Below are 24,875 nucleotides of genomic sequence, written 5' to 3' on the forward strand. Positions count from 1 at the left end.
GACGACGATGCTGGTGGTGATGAAGCAGTCCGCGACCGCGGCCGACATCGACCGCGTCTGCACCTGGATCAAGGAGAAGGGCTACACCGCCCAGCCGATGCCGGGCGCGCAGCGCACGGCGATCGGCCTCGTCGGCAACGACGGGCGCGTCGACGGGTCGGCCCTCGAGGATCTCCCCGGCGTGGCCGAGGTGATCTACGTCTCCAATCCGTACAAGCAGGTCTCGCGCGAGTGGAAGCAGGAGAACTCGCTCGTCACCATCGCGCCCGGCGTCGTCTTCGGCGGCACCGCGGTGCCGGTCATCGCCGGCCCCTGCTCGGTGGAGAACGAGGCGCAGATCGTCGCGTCGGCCAAGGCCGTGAAGGCGGCCGGCGCGGTGGCGCTGCGCGGCGGTGCCTTCAAGCCGCGTTCGTCCCCCTACTCGTTCCAGGGGCTCGGGAAGCAGGGACTCGAGCTCCTCGCGCTCGCCAAGCGCGAGACCGGCCTCGCCATCGTGACCGAGGCGATGGACGACGAGGGGGCGCACCTCGTCGCCGAGTACGCCGACTGCATCCAGATCGGCGCGCGCAACATGCAGAACTACTCGCTGCTCAAGACCGTCGGCCGGATCGGCAAGCCGGTGCTGCTCAAGCGCGGCATGGCGGCGACCATCGCCGACCTCCTCCTCTCGGCCGAGTACCTGCTCGCCGAGGGGAACGGCCAGGTGATCCTCTGCGAGCGCGGGCTCCGCAGCTTCGACACCACCTCGCGCAACCTCTTCGACCTCACGGCGATCCCGGTGGTGCAGCAGCTCTCGCACCTCCCGATCGTCGCCGACCCGAGCCATGGGACCGGCCGGCGCGACAAGGTCCTCCCGATGGCCCGCGCGGCCGTCGCGGCGGGGGCGGACGGCCTCATCATCGAGGTGCATCCGCAGCCCGAGAAGGCGATGTCGGACGGGGCGCAGTCGCAGACGCCGGAACTGTTCACGTCGACGATGGCGCAGCTGCGCCGCGTCGCCGAAGCGGTCGGACGTTCCATCGCCGGTCCCCTCGCGTGATCGCGCGCGCGCGGGCGCTCGTGGCGCTCGTGGCGCTCGCCGCCGTCGTCCTGGCGGGCACCGGCGTCGATGCACAGCAGGCGCAGCCCCAGGCGCCGACGCCGGCCGCCGCCCCCACCCGCGCCGACACCGCGGCACTCCGGCTGCTCGAGCGGTCGGCGGCGGCCTATCAGGGCGCCCGCACGCTGCGCGCCGAGTTCACCCAGCGCATCTCCAATCCGCGCACCCGCACCGCGTTCGAATCGGTCGGCGAGTTCTTCCAGCGCGGGGCGACGCACTTCGCCTTCAAGTTCAGCAAGCCGCCGGAGGACCGGATCGTCTCCGACGGCGAGGTGCTCTGGCTCTACTCGCCGAGCACGGCGCGCGGCCAGGTCTACAAGCTGCCGCGCGGCGCGGGCGCCGGGATGGACCTCGCCTCGTCGGTGCTCAAGGACCCCGCGCGACGCTACACCGTGACGGCCGGCGCCGACACCGTGATCGACGGCCGCGCGGTCCGCGCGGTGGTGCTCGTGCCCAAGGCGCAGGGGATGGCGTTCATGCGAGCCGTGCTCTGGCTCGACGTGCAGAACGCCCTCGTGCGCCGCGCCGAGTTCGCCGAGGCGACGGGCGCGACGCGCACGCTCGAGTTCCGGAACATCCGCACCGGCGCGTCGCTGCCTCGTGATGCGTTCGTCTTCGTGCCGCCCGCCGGCGTGCGCGTGATCGACCAGGCGGCGATGATGGGCGGTTCGACCCGCCCCTGACCGCTCAGTTCGCGGTCAGCGCGTCCTTCGCGGTGCGCGCGCGCCGCAGCACCTCGGCCGCCCGCTGCACCGTGGGATCGTTCCGGGCCGCGCGACGCGCGAGATACGGCAGGCCGAACGCCAATCGGAGCGCCTCGCCGGCCATGATGCGGTCCACGGCGACATGCGCCTCACCGAAGGTCAGCGAGCTCACGACGATCCCCTGGCGCTCCATCTCGCCGTAGAGACGCGCGCGCCATTCCGCGGGAACGGCGAAGAGCGAGTCGCGCACCGCGCCCTCGCGCACGTATGAGGCCGCGAGCGAGCGCGCGAGCGACTGCCAGGCCGAGACCTTCCCGCCGAGCTCGATGTTCAGGCGACGCGACGCGGCCTCGGCGGTGGAATCGAAGGAGATGACGTCCGGCACGATCCCGCCCCCGCCGAGCACCGTGCGCCCCATCGGCGTGCGGAATTTCGGCCGCGAGGTGTCCGCATCCGCGAGCGGCTGCTCGTCGGGGAGCGGATACTCGATGCTCCGGCCGAGCGGCGTGACCCACCGCGCGTTGGTGAGCGAGACGGCCGCGCCGTTGTCGAGCCGGTAGATCGCCTGCGCGCTCCCCTTGCCGTAGGTGGCGCGCCCGACGACGAGCGCCCGGTCGTGGTCCTGCAGGGCACCGGCCACGATCTCCGCCGCGCTCGCCGTGAGATGATCGACGAGCACGGCGACCGGCATCTCCGCCCACCGCTCGGCGGTGGAGTCGACGTAGATGGTGTTCGCCTGCGCGACGCGGCCCTTGGTGCTCACGATGCGCTTGCCCGCATCGAGGAAGAGGTCCGCGACCTGCACGCCCTGCGCGAGGAGCCCGCCCGGATTGCCGCGGAGGTCGAGGATCATCGACCGCGCCCCGGCCGCGCGGAGCGAGTCGATCACCGCGACGAGCTCCGCCTCGGTGGAATCGCTGAAGGTGGAGATCGCGAGGAACCCGACGCCGCCGTCGAGGACCGTCGCGCGCGCGACCGAGCGGTTCACGATCGCGGTGCGCTCGAGCGTGTACGCGTGCCGCGAGCCGTCGCCGGACCCGCGCTGCACCGTGAGCTTGAGGGTCGAGCCCGGCGGGCCGCGGAAGGCCTCGCGCGCCTCGCCGACGGTCCAGTCCTGCATCGACCGTCCGTCGACCTCCACGAGCCGATCGCCGGCGAGGATCCCGGCGCGCTCGGCCGGAGACCCGGCGCGCGGTTGCGTGACGGTGATCCAGCCGTCGCGCGCGTCCACCGCGAGGCCGACGCCGACATAGGAGTTGGACGCGGTGCGCTCGAGGAGCTCGAGGCGCTCCGGCGTGAGATAGGCGGTGTTGGGATCGCCGAGTTCGTCGAGCATGCCGACGGCCGCGAGCTCCCAGAGGCGTTCCGTGTCGACGGTGTCGACGTACGACGTGCGGACGCGGAGCATCACCGCGTCGAGGAGGCGCGCCCCATCAAGTGCCGGCCGGTCCGTCCGCACCGCGCGCTGGACGAGCCAGACGCCGGACCACGCAGCCGCGGCGACGAGGAGGATGGAGCCGGCAGTCCGGAGCCGCATCAGGCGCTGTTCCTTGAAGGACGGAGGAGGGACGGCAGGTGGTGGTCCAGCTGGGCGAGCACACGCGCCTCGACCTCGTCCTCCGCGCCGCTGGCATCGACTGCGATGATGGGCCCGCACTCCGGATGCGCCGCCTGCCAGGCCCCCGTGGCGAAGCGGGCGAAGGCGGCGGCGACCCGCTCGTGGAACTCCGTGGCGGCGCGTTCGATCCGGTCGTGCGATCCCCGCGAGCCGGCCCGCGCGAGCCCGTCCTCGGGCGCGAGGGTGAGCAGGATCGTGAGGTCGGGGACGAGTCCCGCGGTCGCGAGGCGGTTCGCCGAGCGCACCGTCTCCTCGTCGAGGCCGCGGCCGTGGATCTGGTAGGCGTACGTGGAGAGCATGAACCGGTCGAGCAGCACCTGCTCGCCGCGCGCGAGCGCGGGGCCGATCTCCTGCGCGACGAGCTGGGCACGCGATGCGATGAACAGCGCCGCCTCGGTCGTGGCCGCGAGCGGGGCGTCGGCGTGCAACAGCAGCTCGCGGATGCGGTCGCCGGCGGCGGTGCCCCCCGGCTCGCGGAAGACCCGGTGCGCGACGCCCGCGGTGGTGAGGCGTGCGGCGAGCCGCCGGAGCTGGGTCGACTTCCCCACTCCCTCGCCGCCCTCGAGGACCACGAGCCGCCCGCGCATCCGGCGGATCAGCCGAGCGTGATGATCGAGCTGGTCGCGCCCTTCTTGATCCCCTCGAGGATCCACTGGTTCACCTGCATCATGACCTTGTCGAAGTTCTCGTTCGACGCGATCACGCGCTGGTAGATCGTGCTCCCCTGGACCTTGGTGAGCAGCTGGTCGAGCTCCTGTTCCATCTCGGGCGTCGGCTGCTGGCCCTGCTCGATCATCGCCTGCGCCTCGTGGCGGAGCGTCTCCATCCGCTGGAGGGCGGCGACGACGTCGCGATCCCCGTTGAGCGCCTCGTTGGCGCGCTTCACCGCCTGGTACTCCGCGCTCTGGCCGATCAGCCGGCCGAGCTCCACCGCCTTGTCGTTCAGCATCACCGCTCCTGTCGTCGGGCCACCACGAATCGCGGGCGGCCGGTCAAGTCGAGTCGTGTCTCGATGTCCGTGAACCGGCCATCGTCGCGCACCGCGGCCGCCGCGAGGTCGGCGCGCCGGGCATCCACCTCCATCGCCAGCAACCCTCCGGCGACCAGCACGTCGGCCGCCTGCGGCACGAGCGCACGGATCGCCCACATCCCGCCGTCGCCCGAGAAGAGCGCCATCGACGGTTCCCACTCGCGCACGAGCGCCGGCAGCTCCGCGCGTTCACTCATCGAAATATACGGGGGGTTGGACACCACGGTGTCGAAGCGGGTGCCCTGCACCGGCTTGAGCAGCGAGCCCTCGTGGAAGTGCACGCGCGCGCGTCGCTCCTCCGGGATCGCCGCGATGTTGGCGCGCGCGACGGAGAGCGCATCCGGGGAGAGATCGACCGCGTGGACCTCGTCGAACCCGCTCTCGGCGGCGAGCGCGAGCGCGATGGCGCCCGAGCCGGTGCCGACGTCCACGACCCGTCCGACGCCGCCGCGCTGCGCGGCGAGCACGAGGTCGACCAGCATCTCGGTCTCGGGCCGCGGGATGAGCACGCGCGGATCGACCTGGAGCACGAGGTGCCGGAAGGCCGCGCGTCCGAGCGCGTACTGCATGGGCATCCCCTGGGCGCGCTTCTCGGCGGCGGCGCGCACGAGGCCTTCCTCGTGCTCGCCGATCTCGTCGTCGCGGTGGGCGGTGGGCCAGAAGCGGGGCTGGTCGAGCACGCCGGCGATGAGGTCGCGCGCCTCGGCGCGCGCCGGCGGCACCCCCGGGCCGGCCAGCGCCGCCGCGAGTTCGTCGAGCAGCTCCCCGATCGTCATCGCGTCGGTCGCCTCAGCCGGCGTCGCCCGAGAGCTTCTCCTCGATGTCGGCGAGGCGGAGCGCGTCCATGAGGTCGTCGAGCTTCCCGTCCATCACGCCGGCGAGGTCGTGCGTGGTGTAGCCGATGCGATGGTCGGTGACGCGGCTCTGCGGGTAGTTGTACGTCCGGATCTTCGCCGACCGGTCGCCGGTGGAGACCTGGCTCTTCCGCATGCGCGAGCGCTCCGCCTCGGCCTCGGCGACCTTGAGGTCGAGGAGTCGCGACCGGAGCACGTCCATCGCCTTGATCTTGTTCTGCAGCTGCGACTTCTGGTCCTGCTGCGAGACGACGAGACCCGACGGGAGGTGCGTGATGCGCACGGCCGAGTCGGTGGTGTTCACGCTCTGGCCACCGGGGCCGGACGAGCGGAAGACGTCGATGCGGAGGTCCTTGTCCTCGATCTTGAGGTCGATCTCCTCGGCCTCGGGGAGGACGGCCACCGTCGCGGCGGAGGTGTGGATGCGTCCCGCGGCCTCGGTGGCGGGCACGCGCTGCACGCGATGCACGCCGGACTCGAAGCGGAGCTGGCCGAAGGCCTCATGGCCCGAGACCTTGAAGATCGCTTCCTTGATGCCGCCGAGCGTGCCGTCGCCCATCGAGATGACCTCGATGCGCCAGCCGCCGTGCCGCTCGATGTATCGCGTGTACATGCGATAGAGGTCCGCGGCGAAGAGCGCGGCCTCGTCGCCGCCGGTGCCGGCGCGGATCTCGACGATCGCGTTGCGGTCGTGGAGCGGATCGGGGGGGAGGAGGAGCGGCTTGAGGGCAGCCTCCGCCAAGGGGATCGCGGCCTCGAATCGCGCGACCTCCTGCTTCGCCTCCGCCGCCAGCTCGGGGTCATCGAACGACAAGAGCTCGCGCGCCTGCGCGAGCTCCGTGTCCATCCTCTCGAGGGCCTTGGCGGCTTCGACCACCTGGCCGAGCCGCTGATGCTCCCGGCCGAGGGACGCCATCAACTTGGCGTCCTTGACCGTCTTGGGATCGAGAAGGTCGCGCTCGACCTCGGCGGCGCGCCGGAGCGCGTCGGCGAGCCGGTCGCGGATGCTCAGGCGTTGGCCTTGGCGTACTTCTGGCGGAAGCGCTCGACGCGACCAGCGGTGTCGATGAGCTTCTGCTTGCCGGTGAAGAACGGATGGCAAGCGGCGCAGATGTCCGTGTGGAGCTCGGCGTGCGTGCTGCGCGTCTGGAACGTGTTGCCGCAGGCGCAGGAGACGGTCGCCGTGGCGTACGTCGGGTGGATCTCGGGCTTCATGGGTGCCTCAGGAGCGGGGTCTGGTCGAGCCATGAATCGTAACGGCTCTGGGAGGGCGAGACAAGGGGAGGCGACCATCCCCACCGACGGTCAAGGTGTTGCGGTGCTTGGGGTTCTGGCCATCAATCCGGACGGGTGCGGGTCGGTTCCCCGGCGACCGGCTGATCCCAGGCGACCCGGAGTTCCGCCATCGACGTCCCCTCACGCAGGTCACGTGTCCGCACCACGACGGCCCAATCCAACGGCACGCCCCCCCGGTCCATGAGGACGTACCGACGCCGTCGGTCCACGGTCGTCGGACCGCCGGCGAAGGTCCGGGGGGGTGTCGTGTCGATCGCCGTGAGGAAGTAGGTGCTCTCCTGCAGGCTCCAGAGTCCCGCGGGCGCCGAGACGCGGTAGGCGACCTCGATGGTATCCCCTGCCTGCGCGCCCGCGCCGCCCCCGACCACCTCCACGAGCGAGACCTCCGGGGTCCCGCCCTCGGACGGGATCGGCGGCCCGCACCGCCCGCTCACCAGGCGCGAGACCTCCCCGCGGCGACCATCCGCCTTGAAGAACACCTCGAGGTCCCAGTCGAAGGGCCTGGGTCCGGCGAGGCCGAGGCGCGCGGTGTCGGTGCCGGCCGCCGGGAGCCGCCGCTCGAACCAGCGCGTGAGCGCGGGCCCCTCCAACCACTCGAGTTCCGCCCGCTCCGCCCCGTCCACGCGCTGCCGCGTCTCGAGCCGGAGTCGCGTGAGCGTGATGCCGGCGGTGGACGTGACCAGGCGCACCGCGATCGGGCAGGCGATGAGATCATCGGCCTCGGACCCGACCGGTTGCGGTTCGATGAACGCGGTCCCCTGCGTCGCCGTGGCATCGAGCAGTCCGGCTTCGGTGAACGGATCCGAGATGCTGCCCGCGCACGCGACCACGCCGAGGGCGAGGAAGCACGAAGCGGCAGCGGCGAGACCGCGCGGGGCGGCGATGTGACGGGCCATGGAGGGAGGTCGTGATGGCAAGGGACGGGGCGGTCGAGCCACACGCACGATACCAGCGCGGACGCATCGGCGTCACCGCCCTAAACGACCATGCCGTCAGGATTTGGACAGTTTGACAGTCCCCATCCCGCGCCCTAACTTCGCCCGGATAGCCCCCCTCGCACCACTCGAGCATGCAAGCCACCACCGCCGACTTCCTCGCGACCGTCCCGCTCTTCCGGTCCCTCGCCCCGACGGAGGTGATCGCCTTCTCGCAGATGGCGCGTGAGAAGAGCTATCCCAAGGGGAGCGTCATCCTCTTCGAGGACGACCCGGGCGACTCCCTGTTCGTCGTCCGCGCCGGCCGCGTGAAGGTCGTCCTCGTGGCCGAGGACGGCCGCGAGGTGATCCTCGGGATCCTCGGCGTCGGGGAGCACTTCGGCGAGCTGTCGCTGATCGACGACCAGCCGCGCTCGGCGCACGTGGTCGCGATGGAGGAGTCGACGCTGCTCGTGCTGCGCCGCGAGGATTTCCGGCGCCGCGTGGAGCAGAGCCCCGCGGTCGCGTGGGCCCTGCTGCTGGAGCTCTCGCGCCGGCTCCGGCGCGCCGACGAGAAGATCGGCTCGCTGGTCCTGCTCGACGTCCCGGGCCGCATCGCCCGGATGATCCTCGACGCGGCCACCGAAGGCGGGAGCGAGACCATCGAGAAGCCGCTCACGCACCAGACCATCGCGCACGTGATCGGTGCGAGCCGCGAGACCGTCTCGCGCGCCATGCGCGAGTTCGTCGAGGCCGGGTGGATCAGCACCGAGCGGCGCCGCATCAAGATCACCGACCGCGCCGCGCTCGAGAAGCGCTCGCAGCAGCGGCTCTGACCCCTGGGGACCGTCTTGACGCATTGTGACCATCATCACGCCGCCGCGGTGACCGCTCTCGTTGGTGTCGTGGCGCTCGACGCGCGATCTTCCATCGTGCCCCGGGGGAATGCATGAGCCTGCGTGTCCGATTCTGGGGAACACGTGGGTCCATCCCGACCCCTGGGGCACAGACGGTACGGTACGGGGGCAACACGCCCTGCACCGAGATCCGGACCGACGACGGATGGTTGATCATCCTCGACGCCGGGACGGGGATCCGTGAGCTGGGACGGGAACTGCTGCAGGGGGCCAATGGCTCGGCGATCAAGGGCGACATCTTCCTGACGCACGCGCATTGGGACCACATCCAGGGGATCCCGTTCTTCGCGCCGATCTTCGGGCGCGGGAACCACTTCACGATCTGGGGTTCGCAGTCGCTGGAGAAGTCGGTGGACAAGGTGGTGCGGGACCAGATGTCGCCGGTGGTGTTCCCCGTGACGTTCGAGGAGCTCGATGCCTCGATCGACTTCCGGGACCTCGCCGAGGGCACCCGCACGCAAGGGACGGGGTATGAGGTGACGTCGTTCGCGGTGCAGCACCCCGGTGGGGCGCTGGGCTACCGGTTCTCCGAACCGGGCGGGAACGGCGGCGCGCTGGTCTATGTGTCCGACAACGAACTGGCGGAGCACCCGCGGTATGGGTCGCCGCCGGACTGGAAGCGACGGATGGTGGAGTTCGTGCGCGGGGCGAAGGTGCTCATCCACGACTCGACGTACACCACCGAGGAATACGAACACCATCGGGGCTGGGGGCACTCGACCTTCCAGGATTCGGTGGAGCTGGCGCTGGAAGCGGGCGTGGGGACGCTGGTGTTGTTCCATCACGAGCCGCGCCGGACCGATGATCAGCTGGATGTTTGCCTGGCGGAGTGCCGGGCGATGGTGCAGGGCCGTGGCGGATCGCTCCAGGTGGTCGCCGCCGCGGAAGGCCTCACGCTGACTCTCTGACCCCTCCTAGGAGGAATTGATGTTCAAGCAGATCGCTCGGACCGCCACCCTGATGGCCCTCGTCGCCGCGCCTGCCATCGCGCAGACGCCCGACACGCGGCCGACCGTGGCCGTGCTGCCGTTCACGAACAGCGCGATCGGTGCGAGCAATGCCGAGCTCGCCCCGCTCTCGCAGGGCATCGCCGACCTCCTCCTCGTGGAGATGTCCCACAACACGGGCATCCGCGTGGTCGAGCGCGCGAACATCATGAACCTGCTCAACGAGCAGAACCTCGCCCGCGACGGTCGCGTGGACGAGGCGACCGCGGCGCGCGTGGGCAAGCTGCTCGGCGCGAAGCACATGGTGACCGGCACGTTCATCACGAACGGGCGCGGCACGATGGTACTCACGCTCAAGTCGATCGACACCGAGACGGGCATCGTCGAGTGGAGCACCACGCAGACGGGCAAGACGGAGGAGTTCCTCGACCTCGTCACCAAGACGGCGGCCGCGGCCAACTCCGGCCTCAAGCTGCCGGCGCTCACCCCGCAGGTCCGCCAGACGAGCGAGGCGCGCACCGAGGAGCGGAAGAAGGTGCCGTTCCAGGCCGTGATGCTCTACTCGCGCGCCATCAGCGCGCAGGACGCGGGCAAGCGCGACGAGGCGATCCAGCTCTTCAACCAGACCATCCAGCGCTTCCCGGACTTCGAGGACGCGAAGACCGCGCTCGCCCGCCTGAACGGCGGCTCGAACTGACGACGTACTGGCGGCCCACCGCCGCCACGCTGTAACCTTGGACCGCCGGGACCCGCATGGGTCCCGGCGGTCCGGTCTTTCGCCCCCTCCCCGCGCGCCCGTGCAGCCACTCGTCTTCGCTCCTGCCGGCCGGGCCATGGCCGCCTTCCCCGCTCTCGGGAGCGGGAACGCCCTCGACGTCCGGCGCGTGGAGGAACTCCCCGCGGTCGAGGCGCTCGACCCGGAGCGCCCCACCGTCGTGCTCCTCGACGCGGCACTCGCCGAACGCTCGGGAGGTCCCGGTGCGCTCGGCGCCCTCGCCGCGTACGTGGCCTTCGTGGGCCTCGGGGAGGAGGGCGAGGACGCGCCGAGCCCGCTCATGGAGGCGGTGGCGCTCACGAGCTGGCTCCCCGCCGGCGCGAGCCGCGGCCAGGGGAACGCGGCGTTGCAGGGGGCCATGCGGCACGCGCGCAGCCTCATTGAAGCGTACCGCGCCTCCCGGCTCGAACAGCAGAGCGCCTTCGACCTGCGCGAGCTCTCCCGCGTGGGCGCCGCGCTGTCCGAGGAGCGGAACCTCGACACGCTGCTCGAACTGATCCTCTCGCAATCATTGCAGCTGTCCAACGCCGACGCCGGCTCGCTCTACCTCATGGAGCGCGACGCCCAGAAGAACCCGTCGACGCTGCGCTTCAAGCTGTCGCAGAACATCACGCTCCCCGAGCTGCCGTTCACCGAGTTCACGATCCCCATCGACCACTCGAGCCTCGCCGGCTACGTGGCATCGACCGGCGATCCGCTCATGATGAACGACGTCTACCTGCTCCCCGACCAGGTGACGTACCGGTTCAACCGGTCGTTCGACGAGAAGTTCGGCTACCGGACCAAGTCGATGCTCGTGCTGCCGATGCGCACGCACCGGGACGAGATCATCGGCGTGCTGCAGCTGATCAACCGCAAGCGCGACGGCGAGCGGCAGCTCACGTCGCTCGACGTCGTGGAGGAGCAGGTCCTGCCCTTCGACCAGCGCTCGGCGGACCTCGTCGCGGCCCTCGCCGCGCAGGCGGCGGTGGCGATCGAGAACAGCCGGCTGTACGAGGACATCGAGCGGCTCTTCGAGGGATTCGTGACCGCGGCGGTCACGGCGATCGAGGCGCGAGACCCGACGACCTCCGGTCACTCGTTCCGCGTCGCGACGCTGACGACGAACCTCGCCGAGGCCGTGGATCACGTGGGGGATGGCCCATACTCGGGCGTCAAGTTCTCGCGGGAGCAGATCCGCGAGATCCGCTACGCAGGCCTCCTCCACGACTTCGGCAAGGTGGGCGTCCGCGAGCAGGTGCTCGTGAAGCAGAAGAAGCTCTACGGGCACGACCTGACGATCCTGCGGCACCGCTTCCACTCGCTGTTGCAGCAGGCCGACCTCGAGTACGAGCGGGAGCGCGCCGAGCACCTGCTCGACCACGGCCCGTCGGACTACAAGGAGGTCGTGGCGCACCTCGACCTCATCCGTCGCGAGCGCCGCGAGCAGCTCTCGCGCTGGCTCGACGCGATCGTGCGCGCCAACGAGCCGACGATCCTCCCCGAGGGGAGCTTCGAGGAGCTGCAGGAGATCGGCCAGCAGACGTTCATCGACTTCGACGGGGTCGAGCGCGCCCTCCTCGGCGAGGACGAGCTGCGGTTCCTCATGATCAACAAGGGGAACCTCGACCCTCGCGAGCGGCGCGAGATCGAGTCGCACGTGACGCACACGTACCGCTTCCTCGAGCAGATCCCCTGGACGCGCGAGCTGAGCGGGATCCCGAAGATCGCGTTCGGCCACCACGAGAAGCTCGACGGCACCGGCTACCCGCGTGGCGTGGGGGAGCACGAGATCCCGGTGCAGACGCGCATGATGACGATCGCCGACATCTACGACGCCCTCACCGCGACCGACCGGCCCTACAAGCGCGCCGTGACGCCGGAGCGCGCCCTCGACATCCTGGGATTCGAGGCGAAGGACGGGCACATCGACAAGCACCTGCTGCAGACCTTCATCCAGGCGCAGGTGTTCACGAAGGTCGCCCCCGCCGAAGGCACGCGGCGGCGCTCGACCCTGGCGCAACGGAGCTCGGCGACGGCGCGCCTGATCGCCACGACCCCGCGCGACAACCCGGTGCCGCCGACGACGCCGTCGACGCCACCGCGGAGCAGCGGGCCGATCAGGGACTGACGGGCGGCGCGCCCCAGCCGCCGCCGCCGGGCGTGCGCAGCTCGATCACGTCGCCGGGCACGAGGTCACGGCGGCACTTGGCCGGCAGCGGCTGCCCGTTGAGCAGGTTCTCGCCCGGCATCCCCGCGGCGCCGCCCATCGCCCCGCGCGGTGCCCGCGACCGGCGCTCGGTGAGCAGCGTGACCGTGCAGGGGGCGAGCACGCGATAGGCGCGGATCACGCCATCGCCCCCGCGGTGGCGCCCCGCCCCGCCAGAGCCGCGACGCACCGCGTAGCGCTCGATCACGATGGGATAGGCGCGCTCGAGCGACTCGATGGGCGTGTTGCGCGTGTTGCTCATCCCCACATGCACCGCATCGGGGCCGGGACCCTTCGCGCTCGCGCCCTGACCACCGCCGAGCGTCTCGTAGAAGGTCCAGCCCGCGCCACCGAAGGTGATGTTGTTCATCGTGCCCTGTCCCTGCGCGGGCACCTCGACGCCGGCGGCGGCGAACGCCGTGAAGAGCAGGTCGGTGATGCGCTGGCTCATCTCCACGTTGCCCGCGGCCACCGCGGCCGGCGCGCGCGCGGCGAGACAGCAATCGTCGGGCGTCGTGATGACGATCGGACGCGCGATCCCCTCGTTGGTGGGCACGTCGTCGGGGAGCAGCGCGCGCAGCACGAAGAGCGCCGCGGCGCGCGTGACCTGGAGGGGACAGTTCACGTTGCCGCGCACCATCGCCGACGTGCCGGCGAAATCGAGGTGCAGCTGCCCGCCGCGCACCGCAAGGGCGACGCGCAGCGGGACCTCGGCGTCGGAGACGCCATCACCCTCGAGCGCATCTTCGGCAACGCCCTTGGCCCCGTCGAGCACGGCGAGGCGGCTCACCGCACGGCGTTCGGCATAGTCGAGGAGGCCCGACGTCACCGCCGCGAGCCGCGCGGCACCGTGCTGGGCGAGGAGTGCGCGCCAGCCGCGCGCGCCCACATCGCACGCGGCGCGCTGCGCGGCGAGATCGCCCCGCCGTTCCTGGGGCGTGCGGACGTTCGCAAGGATGAGCGCGAGCATCTCCTCCTGCGGCACCCCGCCGCGCTCGAGCCGCACCGGCGGCAGGATGAGCCCCTCCTGCACGAGTTCGGTCGCGCCCTGCGGCATCGAGCCCGGGCTCATCCCGCCGACATCGGCGTGGTGTGCGCGCACGACCGCATACCCGGCGATGGCGCCGCGCCCGTCATCGATCGCCTCGACCATCGTGAGGTCGGGGAGGTGCGACCCGCCCTGCCAGGGCGAGTTGAGCAGGAAGACGTCGCCCGCGGCGGGGCGCGCCTCGCGCACCGCACGGACGGCCTCGGGGAGCGCACCGAGATGCACGGGGATGTGCGCGGCCTGCGCGACCATCCGGCCCTCCGCGTCGAACAGCGCGCACGACGCATCGCGTCGCTCGCGGATGTTGGGGGAGAGCGCACCGCGCACCAGGACGGAGCCCATCTCCTCGGCGACCATCGAGACGAGCGAGGACCAGACGGAGAGCTCGAGCGGATCGAGCGCGACGGGACCTTCGCTCACGCGTCCTCCCGGTCGAGGCGCCAGCCGCCGATGGCGAGCGCGCTGGCGCGCCAGCCCGTCGCGATCCAGAGCGTCGCGTCCGGCAAGGTGACGGCGCGGGGACCGGAGAGCGTCGACACCGCGGCAGGGCCGCCATGGTCGATGTCGCGCACGTCGTCGTACGCCTCGCGCGCCGCGTCGCGCGCGAAGACCGCCCGTGCACCGGGGTCGCTCGCGACGTGCCGCAGCGAGACGCTCTCGACGGGACGCGCGAGGGTGAAGCCGTAGAGCGCCTGGTGCGCGGCCTCGAACCGTGCGGCGAGGTCGTCGCCCGCGTCGCCCGGAGCACCGCGCACCTCGAGTTCGTGTCCCTGTCCGACGTAGCGCATCCGCAGCGACCAGCGTCGCTCCGCTCCCGCCACCCGCGCGGCGAGCGCGTCGCACGCCGCGCGGAAGGCCGGCGCCCCGAGCGCGCTCGCCGGCGCGAGGAGGCTCATCGCCACCTCGCGCCGCTCGGGCGCGATGGCGAGCCCCACCGCGCTCAGCACGCCGGCGAAGGGCGGCACCAGCACCGTCCGCATGCGGAGCGCGTCGGCGAGCGCGCAGGCGTGCAACGGCCCGCCACCCCCGAAGCCGACGAGCGCGCAGTCGCGCGGGTCGACGCCGCGGTCCACGCTCACGCGGCGCAGCGCCCGCGCCATCTCCGCGTCGGCCGCGCCGATGATCGCCTCGGCGGTGCGCTCGGCGCCGGCGCCCAATCGATCGGCGAGCCGGCCGATGGCGGCGCGCGCCGCGATGACGTCGAGCGCCACGCCCCCGCTCCACCCGCCGGAGCCGATGCGGCCGAGGACGATCTGCGCATCGGTCACGGTGGGCTCGGTGCCGCCGCGGCCGAACGCGACGGGGCCGGGGCGCGCGCCGGCACTGCGCGGCCCCACGCGCAACGCGCCCCCTTCGTCGATCCACGCGATGCTGCCGCCACCGGCAGAGACCGTCTCGACGAGCACGCGCGGCAATGCGATCGGCACGCCGGCCACCGCACCGCCCGCCTCGACGAGCGGTTCACCGCCGAGGATGAGCCCGGCATCGGCACTGGTGCCGCCGATGTCGATCGTGAGGCCGTTGGCGATACCGGCGGCCCGCAGCACCGCGGCCGCGCCGACGATGCCACCGGCCGGCCCCGAGAGCGCGAGCGAGGCCGCATGCTGCGCCGCATCGGCCGCGGCCCGCATCCCGCCGCCGGAGGTCATGACGGCGGGCGCGGGGAATCGCGCGGCCCGCAACCGGTCGCCGAGCCGCTCGAGGTACCGTTGCACGCCGGGCCGCGCATATCCCTCGGCGACGGCGGTCGCGGTGCGCTCGTACTCCCGGATCTCGGGCAGGACGTCGGTGGCGAGCACGACGGTGAGGGCGGGAGCCGCGGCACGGAACGCGTCGGCCAGTGCCTGCTCGTGCGCGGCGTCCTCGTACGCATGGAGCAGCGCGACGACGACCACATCCGGCGCGAGCGCGAGGGCGTCGGTCACCACGCGGCGCATCTCGTCCGGCGTGAGCGCCTTCGCCACGCGCCCCGGTTCACGCCGTTCGTCCACGGCGACCACCCGCTCGGAAGGCACGAGCGGCGCGGGATGCTGTGCCGCGAGGTCGTAGAGCGCGGCGCGATCCTGACGACGGAGTTCGAGGAGGTCGGTGGCGCCGGCGGTCGCGCAGAGGACGACCCGCGCGCCCGTCCGCTCGAGGAGCAGGTTCGTCACGACGGTGGTGCCGTGCACGAGCCGCGTCACGGCACCAGCCGGTTCGCCGAGGGCGGTGAGCGCGGCCACCACGCCGACACCCTGGTCCTCCGGCGTGGTGAGCACCTTCGAGGCGCGCACCACGCCCTCCGTGTCGATCGCGGCGCAGTCGGTGAAGGTGCCGCCGACGTCGACCCCTGCGGCAAGGCCGCGGGCGGCCATCAGGGCGCCGCGGGCGTGTGCGCGGCGCCGGGCGTCGTGTGGCGCCAGAAGGCGACCGCGAGTCCGAGATGCGCCGGCAGCAGGAGGAGGAGCGGTCCGGCGAGCCGCTGCGGGCCGAGGAGCGTCGCGACGAGCGCGAGGGCGCACTGCGCGAGCATCGCGAGCACGAAGCCCTGTGCGACCGGCGTGGCGCGGCCCCGCAGGATCGCCCGCGCCACCGGCACCATCGCGACGAGACCGAGCGGCGAGACGAGGAGCAGGTTGTAGTTGCGATACCAGAAGACGTGCGCCGACCCGAGCCACATCGCGAGGATGATCGCGCCGACGAGGCCGGTGAGGCCGTACCAGAGCGAGGCCATGACGGCCGCGGGAATGCGGGTGCGACGGCGCTGCGCAGCGGCCAGCGGCGTGAGCAGCAGCATCCAGGCCCCGAGGATGGGTCCCCAGGCGCCGAGCGTGAGGCCGCGCCGTTCGGCCGGCTCGGGCGCCCGCTTCGCCTCGAACAGGACGGCCTCCGATGCCACGAGCGGCACCGGCGCACCATCCGCGCCGGGCACCGTGACGTCGCGCAGGTAATCCCTGAGGCGCATCGGGATGAACATCGCCTGCCACGCGGTCATGGGGATGTCGGCGCGGGGCCCGAGCGCGAGCTCGATCCCCGCCTGCGCGAGTCCGTCCGGCGTGGTGAGGCGCACCGACTCGGAGCGATACGACCACTCGGTGGTCATGATCGTGAAGCGCTTCCGCAGCGCGCCGCCGAGGACGGCGTCGAGCGCGTCACGCACGCGCGTGGAGCAGTTGTCGCGGTAGTAGTCGTAGGCATAGAACTTCCGGTCGGGCCGGGCGTTCTCGACCACCAGCGCGGCGATCGCCGTGCGTTGCGCCTCGGTGAGGGCGAGGACCTGCTCGGTCACCTTCCGGTCCTGGGACGCGTACGCCTCGATGAGCCAGGACGAGGGGAACGCCTCGACCCAGTAGCGCGTGTCGCCGCTCAGGAACCGTCCGAGGAAGTTGGGATCCTCGAACGAGAACATCCCCCAGTTGTAGGCGAGATCCATCCCGGAGAGCGCGTCCTGGATGCGGAGCGCGTTGTGCCCGAACCGCTCGAAGACCTCGTTCCCGGGGCCGATGGTGAGGACCGAGACCCGGAGGGAGGCGCCCCCGAACGGGAACGGGTCGGCCGCGTTGGCGGCCTGCGCGTGGAGCATCCGACCGCGCGCCGCGAGCATGCCGAGCACGAGCAGGGCCCCGCGCGCCGCACGTGCCACCCTCACGGCCGCAGCTCTTTCGCGTCGTCGGCCGCCTTGTAGATCATGTCGAGCAGCTTGTACACGCGGATCTGGTCGCGCGGTGGCTCGTACGGCGCATCCCCGCGCGCGACGGCGACGAAGTGCGCGAGTTCGGAGCGGTAGCTCTGGATGAAGGCCGTGTCGCGCATCTGCGCGCCGGTGGGCGAGACGTCCACCGGCGTGCCGTGGATCTCCTTGATGAGCCGCAGCGGATTGAGCCGCGCCGAGCCGGAGGTGCCGATGAGCTCGAACCACCAGCGCTGGTCCTCGCCGACGTAGTTGGCGTGCACGTCGATGGTGACCGTGAAGCCGCCCTGGCACTCGATGAGCACGATCGCCGACTCCTCGACCGCGTTCGCGCCGCGTCCGCGCTCCATGGTGGCGCTCACGCGCTCGACGCGCGGGAAGTCGAGCAACCAGCCGGCGAGGTCGAGCAGCGGCAGGCCGAGCTCGAGGAAGGCACCGCCGCCGGCCTCGGCGCGGCGCAGCCGCCAGGGGGCCTGCTGCACGCGCCGTCGATAGGCGCCGGCGCGCACCGAGCGGATCTTGCCGAGTTCCCCGCCGCGCACGAAGCCGTCGAGCGCCTGCGCATCGAGCCGGAAGCGATGGTTGTTCGCGACCATCACCACCTTCTTCGCCTTCTCCGCCGCCGTGATGATCCGCTCGATGGCCCGCGCGCCGATGCCCAACGGCCGCTCGCACATCACGTGCTTCCGCGCGCGCAACGCCGAGAGGACGTGCACCTCGTGCAGGTGGTTGGGCGTGGTCACCACGACCGCATCGATGTCCTTCAGCTCGAGCAGTTCCTCGACGTCGGTGCAGATGTCGCGCACGCCGAAGCGCTGGGCGAGCGACCGGGCCTTCGCGGCATCGTTGTCACAGAGCGCGGCGAGCTGGACGCCGCGCATCTTGCTGAGCACCGGCAGATGCGCGGTCTGGGCGATGGCCCCGAGGCCGAGGACCCCGATGCGCAGCGACGAAGTGGGAGTGGGCGGCACGGCGGTGGGTTCCGGACTTACGGGGTGAGTTGCCCGGGGGGGACCGGGCCGACGATGGTGCCGGGATAGTAGGTACGAAGGATCGTGCGGACGTCCTGCCCGGTGCGCGCGCGACCGATCGCGCCCCACTGGCACATCCCCACGCCATGCCCGTACCCGTTGCCGCGGATCACCGCCCGGACCAAGCGCCCGTCGTCGCGCTCGGTCGTCACCGAAAAATACGAGCTGTTCAACAGCTCGCCACCGGTCGAGCGCAGAACCGAGCGCGAGTCGTTCCCGCGCAGGCGATAGCTGCCCCGGTCGGTGCGGATGACCAACGTCCCTACCCGGCCGCTCGGCGTGCGGTCCTCGATGGTGATGTCGGTCACTTTCCCGGGACCACTGCCGCCGACCGCGGCGTAGGCGCCGAGATAGCGCCGCACCACGGCGTCGAGCTCAGCGGCCGTCCAGGCGCGCGTCCAAGCGAACCGCGGGGCGATGTCGCAGTAGAACCGGTCGGTGCCGGGGATACGGTCACTCACGCGGTGCAGGTGCGACTCGCCCCCGGTGCGCCACACCTCCTCGGCGGCCGCCGTCTCGCCCCCGCAGGTCGAATAGAATGGCGCATTCACCACCCGTGTCCCGATGCGCAGGACGAGCCCCGCCGTGGCCGCGACGGCCTCGTCGGCGAGCGGCCGCTCCGCGCCGCGCCCACCGTAGACCTGGTCGCCGACCGACGCCACGACCTCGAAGTCCGGACTCCGTGCGATCCCGGCGCGCGCCTGCAGCAGGCGCGTCACCACGTACGACCGGGCCGCGATCGCCTGCGCCTGCACCGCGGCGCGTTCCCCCGGCGACCGCTCGCCGATCTCGAGCGGCACCACCCCGCGGAGGTAGTCCTCCAGCTGGACGTGGTTCACCGCCAGCACGCCGCTGTCGGTCGCGACCCAGGCGATCGCGCCGCGATACCCCTTGGCCGCCACGCGGAGTTCGCCGCCCTCGTCCGGGAACTGCATGAGCGGAGCGTCCTGCCACCCGGTCGCGATGCCGTCGGCGCGCGCGGCGCGGAGCTGCGCACCGCGGCGCTCGATGTGCCACCGCTCGGTCGCGCGCGCGCGCACGAGCACGCCGCCCTGCGCATCGAGGAGTCGCCAGGCCGTCGTGGCGTCCAGGCGGGCGGTGTCGCGCGCGACGCGCAGGCCCACGCGCACCAGCGGACCGGTGCCGGCCACGGGTGCGGGAGGCGCGAGATCCTGCGGGAGCGGGTCGATCGCGGGCGCGGTGTCGACCGCGGTGCGCGGCGGCTCCTGTCGCGGACCGGGGAAGAGCGAGCCGCCCTCCTCCGGATACGGCCGCGAGAAGCAGGCGGCCAGCGCGACGAGGACGGCCAGGACCAGCGTCGGCCCGTGCCGCGTCACGTTCACCGGCCGAAGCTCCCCATCGACGCGCCCGCCATCGGCAGGGCACGGCCCTGCCGTCCCTCGGGTGCGCGCGGCGGCGGTGCCGACAGCAGGCCGAGCGCCCGCGCCTCGAAGTCGTAGTCGTCGACCACCTCGGTGACCTCGACCTCGATGAGGCTCCCTGGCGCGGCGTCGGTGACGACACGCGTCACGCCATCGATGTCGTCGGCCTGCCACGGCATTCGCGCGATCGCGGGCTCGGCGCCCGTCCCCGCTTCGAGCACCAGCGCCGGCGCCACCTGCCCGATGCGCCACTCGTAGCGTTCGGCCGTGATGTGTCGCTGGAGTTCCTGCACCTGTTCGAGCCGCTCGCGCTTCACGATCTCGGGGACATCGTCGTCGAGCTCGGCGCCGCGCGTCCCGTCCTGCGGCGAGTAGGTGAAGACGCCCACGCGCTCGAACTCGATCTCGCGGAGGAAGGCGAGCAACTGCTGGAAGTCCGCCTCGGTCTCCCCGGGGAAGCCGACGATGGTGGTGGTGCGGATCGCGACGCCGGGGACGGCGTCGCGGAAGCGCGCGACCTTCTCGCGGATCGACCGCTGGCGCTCCGGCCGCCGCATCCGCTCCAGCACGGCATCGCTCGCATGCTGGATCGGCATGTCGAGGTAGCGCGTGATGCGCGGCGCCCCGGCGATGACCTCGAGCAGGCGCGGCGTGATGCCCGCCGAGTAGAGGTACATGTTGCGGAGCCACGGGATCGACGTCTCGCGGAGCAGCGCCTCGAGCAGCTCGGGGAGCCGCTCGGGACGATCGCGGAGGTCGCGCCCCCAGTGCGCGAGGTCCTGCGCGACGAGGTTCACCTCGCGCGCGCCCTGCAGCTCGAGGAGCTGCGCCTCCTTCACGATGTCGTCGAGCGCGAAGGAGCGGTGCTTCCCGCGCATGAGCGGGATCGCGCAGAAGGCGCAGCCGTGATCGCAGCCCTCGCTCACCTTGAGGTAGCGCACGAACGGCGTGTCGCCCGCGTAGAGCCGGACGCCCGGGTGCTGCGTGACCGGGTCGCCGATGAGTCCCCGCTCGTGGAGCAGCGGGATGAGACGATCCCCTTCGGAGGCGCCGAGGAAGAGGTCGACCTCGGGGAGCGCCTCGACGAGTTCCTGCTTGTGGCGCTCGACCATGCAGCCGACCGCGACGACCGCGGTGGCGCTCCCCTGCTCCTTCATGCGGCCGGCGGCGACGATGGCATCGATCGACTCGGCCTTGGCCGCGTCGATGAAGCCGCAGGTGTTGACGATGATCAGCTCGGCGTCCGCGGCGTCATCGACCTGGACCCCACCATGATCGACGAGCTGCGCCAGGTAGCGCTCGCTGTCGACGGTGTTCTTGTCGCAGCCCAGGGTGATGACGCGGAATCTCATCGGTAGTTGCCGAAGCCGAGCTGGACGTCGAAGTCCTCGCCGCGCAGGAAGGTCATGACCGCCTGCAACTCGTCGCGCGACGGACTGACGACGCGGACGGTGTCACCCTGGATGGAGGCCTGCACCTTCTTGAACTTCTGCGCCTTGATGGCGGCGACGACCTTCTTGCATGTCTCGCCGTCGAGGGCCTGCTTGAGGGTGATGTCGCGATGCCAGGTGTCGCCGCCGCCGGGCGTCGGCTCGCCCGCATCAAGGTTCTTCACCGGCACGCCGCGCTTGATGAGCTTGGACTGCAGGATGTCCCACATGGCGCGGAGCCGCATGTCGGTGTCGCTCGAGAGCTTGATGAGCCCCTCGGCGCGCTTGAGCTCGACGGTCGCGAGCTTCGCGTCCTTGAAGTCGTAGCGCTGCGCGATCTCCTTGGCCGACTGATTGACGGCATTGTCGACCTCCTGCAGGTCGACGGAGGTCGTGATGTCGAAACTGGCGTCCTTGGACATGGGACGGTCTAGGCTGAAGGCTGAAGGATGAAGGGGGAAAGATACCTCCCCGGGGTCCGGAAATCCGCTCAGCCTTCCTCCTTCACCCTTCCGCCTTCATCCCAGGTAGGATTCGAGCGCCCGCGCCCGCGAGACGTGACGCAGCCTCGACAGCGCCTTCTCCTTGATCTGGCGCACCCGCTCGCGCGTGATGTTCAGCACGGCGCCGATCTGCTCGAGGGTCATCGGGTCGGACCCGTCGAGTCCGAAGTAGAGGCGCAGGATCTTGGACTCGCGCTCCTTCAGGCCGGCGAGCGCCTCGTGGACCGATTCGGAGAGCGCCTTGTCCTCGGTCTCCTGATCGGGCGTCGCGCTCTGCGTGTCGGGCAGGTAGTCGAGGAGGCGGTTGTCCTCGCCCGGCGACATCGGCGCGTCGAGCGAGAGGTGGGTCTGCGAGATCGCCATCGTCTTGGCGACCTCCTCCTCCGTGATCTCCATCCCGTCGGCGATCTCGGCGTGCGTCGCCTCGCGGCCCAGCTCCTGGAGGAGCGCGTTGGCGCGCTTGCCGATGCGGTGCAGCGCGCCGGCGCGGTTGAGGGGCACCCGCACGATGCGACTCTGCTCGGCGAGGGCCTGGAGGATCGCCTGCCGGATCCACCAGACGGCGTAGGAGATGAACTTGATCCCCTTGGTCTCGTCGAACTTGTGGGCGGCGCGGATGAGGCCGAGGTTGCCCTCGTTGATCAGGTCGGAGAGGGAGACGCCCTGGTTCTGGTACTTCTTGGCGACCGACACGACGAAGCGGAGGTTGGAGCGCACGAGGGTGTCGAGCGCCTCCTGGTCGTCGGTGCGGATCCGCTGGGCGAGGCGCACCTCCTCCTCGCGCGAGATCAGCGGGAAGACGCTGATGTCGCGCAGGTATTGGTCGAGCGAGCCCTCGTCATGCAGGTGCCGCTTGTGCGGCGTGCCGTTCGTCCGTCTCACGCGCATGCTCCGTTGGTCCGTGGGGGTGGACCGTCGACGGGAATGTGCAGTGCCGCGCGAGGCGACGGAAGCACCCCCCGCCCGGCCCTCACTGGATCCGTTCGCCCAGCCGCTTCCAGCGGACACGCGTCAGCCAGTCGAAGGCCTCCGCGGTGTCGGGGGAGTAGCTGTAGTAGACCATGACGGGGCTGCCGCGGACGAGCGAGTCATGCACGAAGCCCCAGTACCGGCTGTCGAGCGAGTTGTCCCGATTGTCACCCAGCATGAAGTAGTGCGCGAGGGGCACGACGAGCGGGCCCCAATTGTTGCGGGACGGATGATATCGCCGCACGTCGATGCCGGGGGCGACGTAGTCGCGCTGCCAGCGGAAGTCCTCGGCGGCGGGATCGAAATCGAGGTCCCGATGCGTGGCGTAGCGTTCGCGCTGGGCGATGCCGTTGCGATAGAGGATGCCCTGCTTCATCTCGAGCGTGTCGCGTGGCATGCCGACGAGGCGCTTGACGAAGTTCTTGGTGGGATCCTCGGGCCACTGGAAGACGACGACGTCACCGACGCCGGGGGCGCGGACGGCGGGGAGGCGCTCATTCAGGACTGGGACTTCCGCGCCGTAGAGGAGCTTGTTGACGATGAGGAAGTCGCCGACGAGCAGGGTGCCTTCCATCGATCCGCTCGGGATCTTGAACATCTCGAACAGGAAGGCGCGGGCGAGGAGGAAGATCAGGATGGCGAGCTGGACGGATTTGGCCCAGTCCCAGAGGACGGCGCCGATGCGGCGAGACTTGGGGGATGCGGGGGCCTGATCGCTCATCGTCCTTCAGGATATACACCGGCGATGCGGGGACGGGCAGGGGGCGGGATGCGGAGGGCGAACGGCGATGCGGGGCGTACGGGCGGTACGGGGTACGGGGTGGGGGCCGGATGCGGGGCCCCTCCGCATCGTCCCTGGACGGGCGGGGATCTCGGATGCGGGATGCGGGGTGCGGGATGCGAAGAGGGGCACCCTCGACGCTCGGTCAAGGGTGCCCCTCTGGTGTTGCGTGCGTCTTTCTTCCTTCCTCCTTCAGCCTTCAGCTTTCTACTCAGTAGTTGTCGATCTGGGCCCGCTGCAGGCTACCGCTGTAATCGAGGTACGCCACCTTCGTCTCCGAGTAGAACTCGTAGACCTCCCATCCGCCCTCGCGGTGGCCGTTGCCGGTCTGCTTCACGCCGCCGAACGGCAGGTGCGCCTCGGCGCCGATGGTCGGGGCGTTGATGTAGGTGATGCCGTTGTCGAGCTCGTTGATGGCGCGGAAGGCGAGGTTCACGTCCTGCGTGTAGAGCGACGACGAGAGGCCGTACTTCACGCCGTTGTTCACCTTGAACGCCTCGTCCGCATCCTTCACGCGGATGACGCTCAGGACCGGGCCGAAGATCTCCTCCTGCTCGATGCGCATCCCCGCCTTCACGCCGGCGAAGATCGTCGGCTGGAAGAAGAAGCCCTTCTCCAGGCCCGCGCCGTGCGCGCGCTGGCCGCCCATCACGAGCTCGGCGCCTTCGCTCAGGCCGATCTCCACGTAGCGCTCGATCTTCGAGATCGAGTCGGCGTGGATCACCGGGCCGACGTCGGTCCCCGCCTTGCGGCCGTCACCGAGCTTCAGCTGGCTCGCGCGCTCCTTGAGCTTGGCGAGGAACTGGTCGTGGATCCCGTCCTGCAGGATCAGGCGGCTCGTCGCGGTGCAGCGCTGGCCCGTCGTGCCGAAGGCGCCCCAGAGGACGCCGTCGAGCGCGAGGTCGAGCTTCGCGTCGTCGAGCACGATCTGCGCGTTCTTGCCGCCCATCTCCAGCGAGAGGCGCTTGTGCATGCGGCCGGCGGTCTCGCCGACCTTGCTTCCCGTCTCCGTCGAGCCCGTGAACGAGAGGAGCGGGATCTCCGGATGGTCGACGATCGCCTTCCCCACCTCGCCGTCGCCGTGCACGAGCTGGATCACCTCGGGCGGCAGCCCCGCCTCGAGGAGGATCTCGACGAGGACATGGCCGGTGTGCGGCACGTCCTCGGCCGGCTTGAAGATGCAAGCGTTCCCGCAGACGAGCGCGGGGAACATCTTCCACGTCGGGATGGCGAGCGGGAAGTTGAACGGCGTGATGATGCCGGCGACACCGATCGGGCGGCGGAAGCTCATCGCCCACTTGGAGCGGAGTTCGCTGGGGACCGTGTGCCCGAAGAGGCGGCGTCCCTCGACCGCGGCGTAGAAGGCCGTGTCGATGCCCTCCTGCACGTCGCCACGCGTCTCGGCGAGCGGCTTGCCCATCTCGCGGGTCATCAGGTCGGCGAGTTCCTCCTTGCGCGCGGAGAGGATCTCGCCGACGCGGCGGAGGATGTCGCCACGGGCGGGGGCCGGCATGCGCTTCCAGCGCTCGAAGCCGCGCTTGGCCGACTCGACGGCGCGCTGCACGTCCGCCGCGCCGGACTTGGGGAAGCGGCCGATCACGTCGGCGGTGTTCGCCGGATTGGTGTTCTCGAACCAGGCGTCGGTGGAGGGGGCCACCCACTCGCCGTTGATGAAATTCTTGAAGGTCGTCATAGCCGGGAAAGATAACAGGGCGAGGA

General features: G+C 71.2%; 23 protein-coding genes. 6 read left to right on the forward strand and 17 right to left on the reverse strand.

The features are described from left to right. Positions 1–7 precede the first annotated feature (7 nt). Together aroF and IPJ78_06790 are read left to right on the forward strand one after the other, a co-directional pair. The gene (gene aroF, locus IPJ78_06785) at positions 8–1,039 is read left to right on the forward strand and encodes a 3-deoxy-7-phosphoheptulonate synthase (protein ID MBK7906251.1); all 1,032 of its coding nucleotides are present in this window, start codon (positions 8–10) and stop codon (positions 1,037–1,039) included. Continuing rightward, positions 1,036–1,782: an outer membrane lipoprotein carrier protein LolA gene (locus IPJ78_06790; protein ID MBK7906252.1), complete on the forward strand. Its 747-nt coding sequence runs from the start codon at positions 1,036–1,038 to the stop codon at positions 1,780–1,782. Before aroF ends, IPJ78_06790 begins: the two co-directional genes overlap by 4 nt. Before the next feature lie 4 nt (positions 1,783–1,786). On the opposite strand, the gene IPJ78_06795 is transcribed toward IPJ78_06790, so the two are convergent. From IPJ78_06795 to IPJ78_06825, 7 genes are all read right to left on the reverse strand, one after another. Then, on the reverse strand, positions 1,787–3,340 hold the full coding sequence (locus tag IPJ78_06795; protein MBK7906253.1) for a S41 family peptidase: 1,554 nt from the start codon (positions 3,338–3,340) through the stop codon (positions 1,787–1,789). Continuing rightward, positions 3,340–4,008, reverse strand: a complete 669-nt coding sequence (gene tmk / locus IPJ78_06800) for a dTMP kinase (protein ID MBK7906254.1) — start codon at positions 4,006–4,008, stop codon at positions 3,340–3,342. Before tmk ends, IPJ78_06795 begins: the two co-directional genes overlap by 1 nt. Positions 4,009–4,016: 8 nt before the next feature. After that, positions 4,017–4,370 carry a YlbF family regulator gene (locus tag IPJ78_06805; protein ID MBK7906255.1) on the reverse strand — a complete coding sequence of 118 codons (354 nt, stop codon included), beginning with the start codon at positions 4,368–4,370 and terminating at the stop codon, positions 4,017–4,019. Further along, positions 4,370–5,227: a peptide chain release factor N(5)-glutamine methyltransferase gene (prmC, locus tag IPJ78_06810; protein MBK7906256.1), complete on the reverse strand. Its 858-nt coding sequence runs from the start codon at positions 5,225–5,227 to the stop codon at positions 4,370–4,372. The genes IPJ78_06805 and prmC overlap by 1 nt, the downstream gene beginning before the upstream one ends. Positions 5,228–5,240: 13 nt before the next feature. Continuing rightward, positions 5,241–6,311: a peptide chain release factor 1 gene (gene prfA / locus IPJ78_06815; GenBank protein ID MBK7906257.1), complete on the reverse strand. Its 1,071-nt coding sequence runs from the start codon at positions 6,309–6,311 to the stop codon at positions 5,241–5,243. Positions 6,312–6,313: 2 nt separating this feature from the next. After that, on the reverse strand, positions 6,314–6,520 hold the full coding sequence (rpmE, locus tag IPJ78_06820) for a 50S ribosomal protein L31 (protein ID MBK7906258.1): 207 nt from the start codon (positions 6,518–6,520) through the stop codon (positions 6,314–6,316). A 122-nt stretch (positions 6,521–6,642) separates the two neighbouring features. Then, entirely contained in the window at positions 6,643–7,497 is an 855-nt protein-coding gene (locus IPJ78_06825; GenBank protein ID MBK7906259.1) for a hypothetical protein, read from the reverse strand. Between the two features lie 173 nt (positions 7,498–7,670). Here IPJ78_06825 and IPJ78_06830 point away from each other — a divergent pair, with 173 nt between their 5' ends. The 4 genes from IPJ78_06830 to IPJ78_06845 all read left to right on the forward strand — a co-directional run bounded on the left by IPJ78_06830 (position 7,671) and on the right by IPJ78_06845 (position 12,264). Then, entirely contained in the window at positions 7,671–8,351 is a 681-nt protein-coding gene (locus tag IPJ78_06830; GenBank protein MBK7906260.1) for a Crp/Fnr family transcriptional regulator, read from the forward strand. A gap of 230 nt (positions 8,352–8,581) precedes the next feature. Then, positions 8,582–9,340: an MBL fold metallo-hydrolase gene (locus tag IPJ78_06835; GenBank protein MBK7906261.1), complete on the forward strand. Its 759-nt coding sequence runs from the start codon at positions 8,582–8,584 to the stop codon at positions 9,338–9,340. Positions 9,341–9,359: 19 nt separating this feature from the next. Next, positions 9,360–10,076 carry a hypothetical protein gene (locus IPJ78_06840; GenBank protein ID MBK7906262.1) on the forward strand — a complete coding sequence of 239 codons (717 nt, stop codon included), beginning with the start codon at positions 9,360–9,362 and terminating at the stop codon, positions 10,074–10,076. 136 nt (positions 10,077–10,212) lie between these two features. Continuing rightward, positions 10,213–12,264: a GAF domain-containing protein gene (locus IPJ78_06845; protein MBK7906263.1), complete on the forward strand. Its 2,052-nt coding sequence runs from the start codon at positions 10,213–10,215 to the stop codon at positions 12,262–12,264. Here IPJ78_06845 and IPJ78_06850 read toward each other — a convergent pair. The 10 genes from IPJ78_06850 to IPJ78_06895 form a co-directional block, all read right to left on the reverse strand. Continuing rightward, complete coding sequence (locus IPJ78_06850; protein ID MBK7906264.1) at positions 12,254–13,747, reverse strand: hydantoinase B/oxoprolinase family protein; 1,494 nt, start codon at positions 13,745–13,747, stop codon at positions 12,254–12,256. The two genes, IPJ78_06845 and IPJ78_06850, sit on opposite strands and share 11 nt — an antisense overlap. 59 nt (positions 13,748–13,806) lie before the next feature. Beyond that, entirely contained in the window at positions 13,807–15,744 is a 1,938-nt protein-coding gene (locus IPJ78_06855; GenBank protein ID MBK7906265.1) for a hydantoinase/oxoprolinase family protein, read from the reverse strand. After that, positions 15,744–17,018 (reverse strand): DUF4105 domain-containing protein, encoded by a 1,275-nt coding sequence (locus IPJ78_06860; protein ID MBK7906266.1) that lies wholly within the window; start codon positions 17,016–17,018, stop codon positions 15,744–15,746. Before IPJ78_06860 ends, IPJ78_06855 begins: the two co-directional genes overlap by 1 nt. Further along, entirely contained in the window at positions 17,015–18,031 is a 1,017-nt protein-coding gene (locus IPJ78_06865; protein ID MBK7906267.1) for a Gfo/Idh/MocA family oxidoreductase, read from the reverse strand. The genes IPJ78_06860 and IPJ78_06865 overlap by 4 nt, the downstream gene beginning before the upstream one ends. Before the next feature lie 17 nt (positions 18,032–18,048). Continuing rightward, complete coding sequence (locus IPJ78_06870; protein ID MBK7906268.1) at positions 18,049–19,434, reverse strand: SpoIID/LytB domain-containing protein; 1,386 nt, start codon at positions 19,432–19,434, stop codon at positions 18,049–18,051. Then, complete coding sequence (gene rimO / locus IPJ78_06875) at positions 19,431–20,825, reverse strand: 30S ribosomal protein S12 methylthiotransferase RimO (GenBank protein ID MBK7906269.1); 1,395 nt, start codon at positions 20,823–20,825, stop codon at positions 19,431–19,433. The genes IPJ78_06870 and rimO overlap by 4 nt, the downstream gene beginning before the upstream one ends. Then, on the reverse strand, positions 20,822–21,325 hold the full coding sequence (locus IPJ78_06880; protein MBK7906270.1) for a YajQ family cyclic di-GMP-binding protein: 504 nt from the start codon (positions 21,323–21,325) through the stop codon (positions 20,822–20,824). The genes rimO and IPJ78_06880 overlap by 4 nt, the downstream gene beginning before the upstream one ends. Positions 21,326–21,421: 96 nt before the next feature. After that, positions 21,422–22,294 carry an RNA polymerase sigma factor RpoD/SigA gene (locus tag IPJ78_06885; GenBank protein MBK7906271.1) on the reverse strand — a complete coding sequence of 291 codons (873 nt, stop codon included), beginning with the start codon at positions 22,292–22,294 and terminating at the stop codon, positions 21,422–21,424. An 82-nt stretch (positions 22,295–22,376) separates the two neighbouring features. Beyond that, a complete protein-coding gene (gene lepB, locus IPJ78_06890; GenBank protein ID MBK7906272.1) occupies positions 22,377–23,096 on the reverse strand; it encodes a signal peptidase I in 720 nt (239 codons plus the stop codon). A 271-nt stretch (positions 23,097–23,367) separates the two neighbouring features. Further along, positions 23,368–24,849 (reverse strand): aldehyde dehydrogenase family protein, encoded by a 1,482-nt coding sequence (locus IPJ78_06895; protein MBK7906273.1) that lies wholly within the window; start codon positions 24,847–24,849, stop codon positions 23,368–23,370. Positions 24,850–24,875: the final 26 nt, after the last annotated feature.

It is taken from the genome of Gemmatimonadota bacterium, assembly GCA_016714015.1.
In the GTDB taxonomy this organism is placed as follows: Bacteria; Gemmatimonadota; Gemmatimonadetes; order Gemmatimonadales; family Gemmatimonadaceae; genus Pseudogemmatithrix.

Coding starts and splice junctions, on each gene's coding strand:
- aroF (MBK7906251.1), top strand. CDS start 8: ATGCTGGTGGTGATGAAGCAGTCCGCGACCGCGGCCGACATCGACCGC.
- IPJ78_06795 (MBK7906253.1), bottom strand. CDS start 3,340: ATGCGGCTCCGGACTGCCGGCTCCATCCTCCTCGTCGCCGCGGCTGCG.
- tmk (MBK7906254.1), bottom strand. CDS start 4,008: ATGCGCGGGCGGCTCGTGGTCCTCGAGGGCGGCGAGGGAGTGGGGAAG.
- IPJ78_06805 (MBK7906255.1), bottom strand. CDS start 4,370: ATGCTGAACGACAAGGCGGTGGAGCTCGGCCGGCTGATCGGCCAGAGC.
- prmC (MBK7906256.1), bottom strand. CDS start 5,227: ATGACGATCGGGGAGCTGCTCGACGAACTCGCGGCGGCGCTGGCCGGC.
- rpmE (MBK7906258.1), bottom strand. CDS start 6,520: ATGAAGCCCGAGATCCACCCGACGTACGCCACGGCGACCGTCTCCTGC.
- IPJ78_06825 (MBK7906259.1), bottom strand. CDS start 7,497: ATGGCCCGTCACATCGCCGCCCCGCGCGGTCTCGCCGCTGCCGCTTCG.
- IPJ78_06830 (MBK7906260.1), top strand. CDS start 7,671: ATGCAAGCCACCACCGCCGACTTCCTCGCGACCGTCCCGCTCTTCCGG.
- IPJ78_06840 (MBK7906262.1), top strand. CDS start 9,360: ATGTTCAAGCAGATCGCTCGGACCGCCACCCTGATGGCCCTCGTCGCC.
- IPJ78_06845 (MBK7906263.1), top strand. CDS start 10,213: ATGGCCGCCTTCCCCGCTCTCGGGAGCGGGAACGCCCTCGACGTCCGG.
- IPJ78_06850 (MBK7906264.1), bottom strand. CDS start 13,747: ATGGTCGCCGAGGAGATGGGCTCCGTCCTGGTGCGCGGTGCGCTCTCC.
- IPJ78_06855 (MBK7906265.1), bottom strand. CDS start 15,744: ATGGCCGCCCGCGGCCTTGCCGCAGGGGTCGACGTCGGCGGCACCTTC.
- rimO (MBK7906269.1), bottom strand. CDS start 20,825: ATGAGATTCCGCGTCATCACCCTGGGCTGCGACAAGAACACCGTCGAC.
- IPJ78_06880 (MBK7906270.1), bottom strand. CDS start 21,325: ATGTCCAAGGACGCCAGTTTCGACATCACGACCTCCGTCGACCTGCAG.
- IPJ78_06885 (MBK7906271.1), bottom strand. CDS start 22,294: ATGCGCGTGAGACGGACGAACGGCACGCCGCACAAGCGGCACCTGCAT.
- lepB (MBK7906272.1), bottom strand. CDS start 23,096: ATGAGCGATCAGGCCCCCGCATCCCCCAAGTCTCGCCGCATCGGCGCC.
- IPJ78_06895 (MBK7906273.1), bottom strand. CDS start 24,849: ATGACGACCTTCAAGAATTTCATCAACGGCGAGTGGGTGGCCCCCTCC.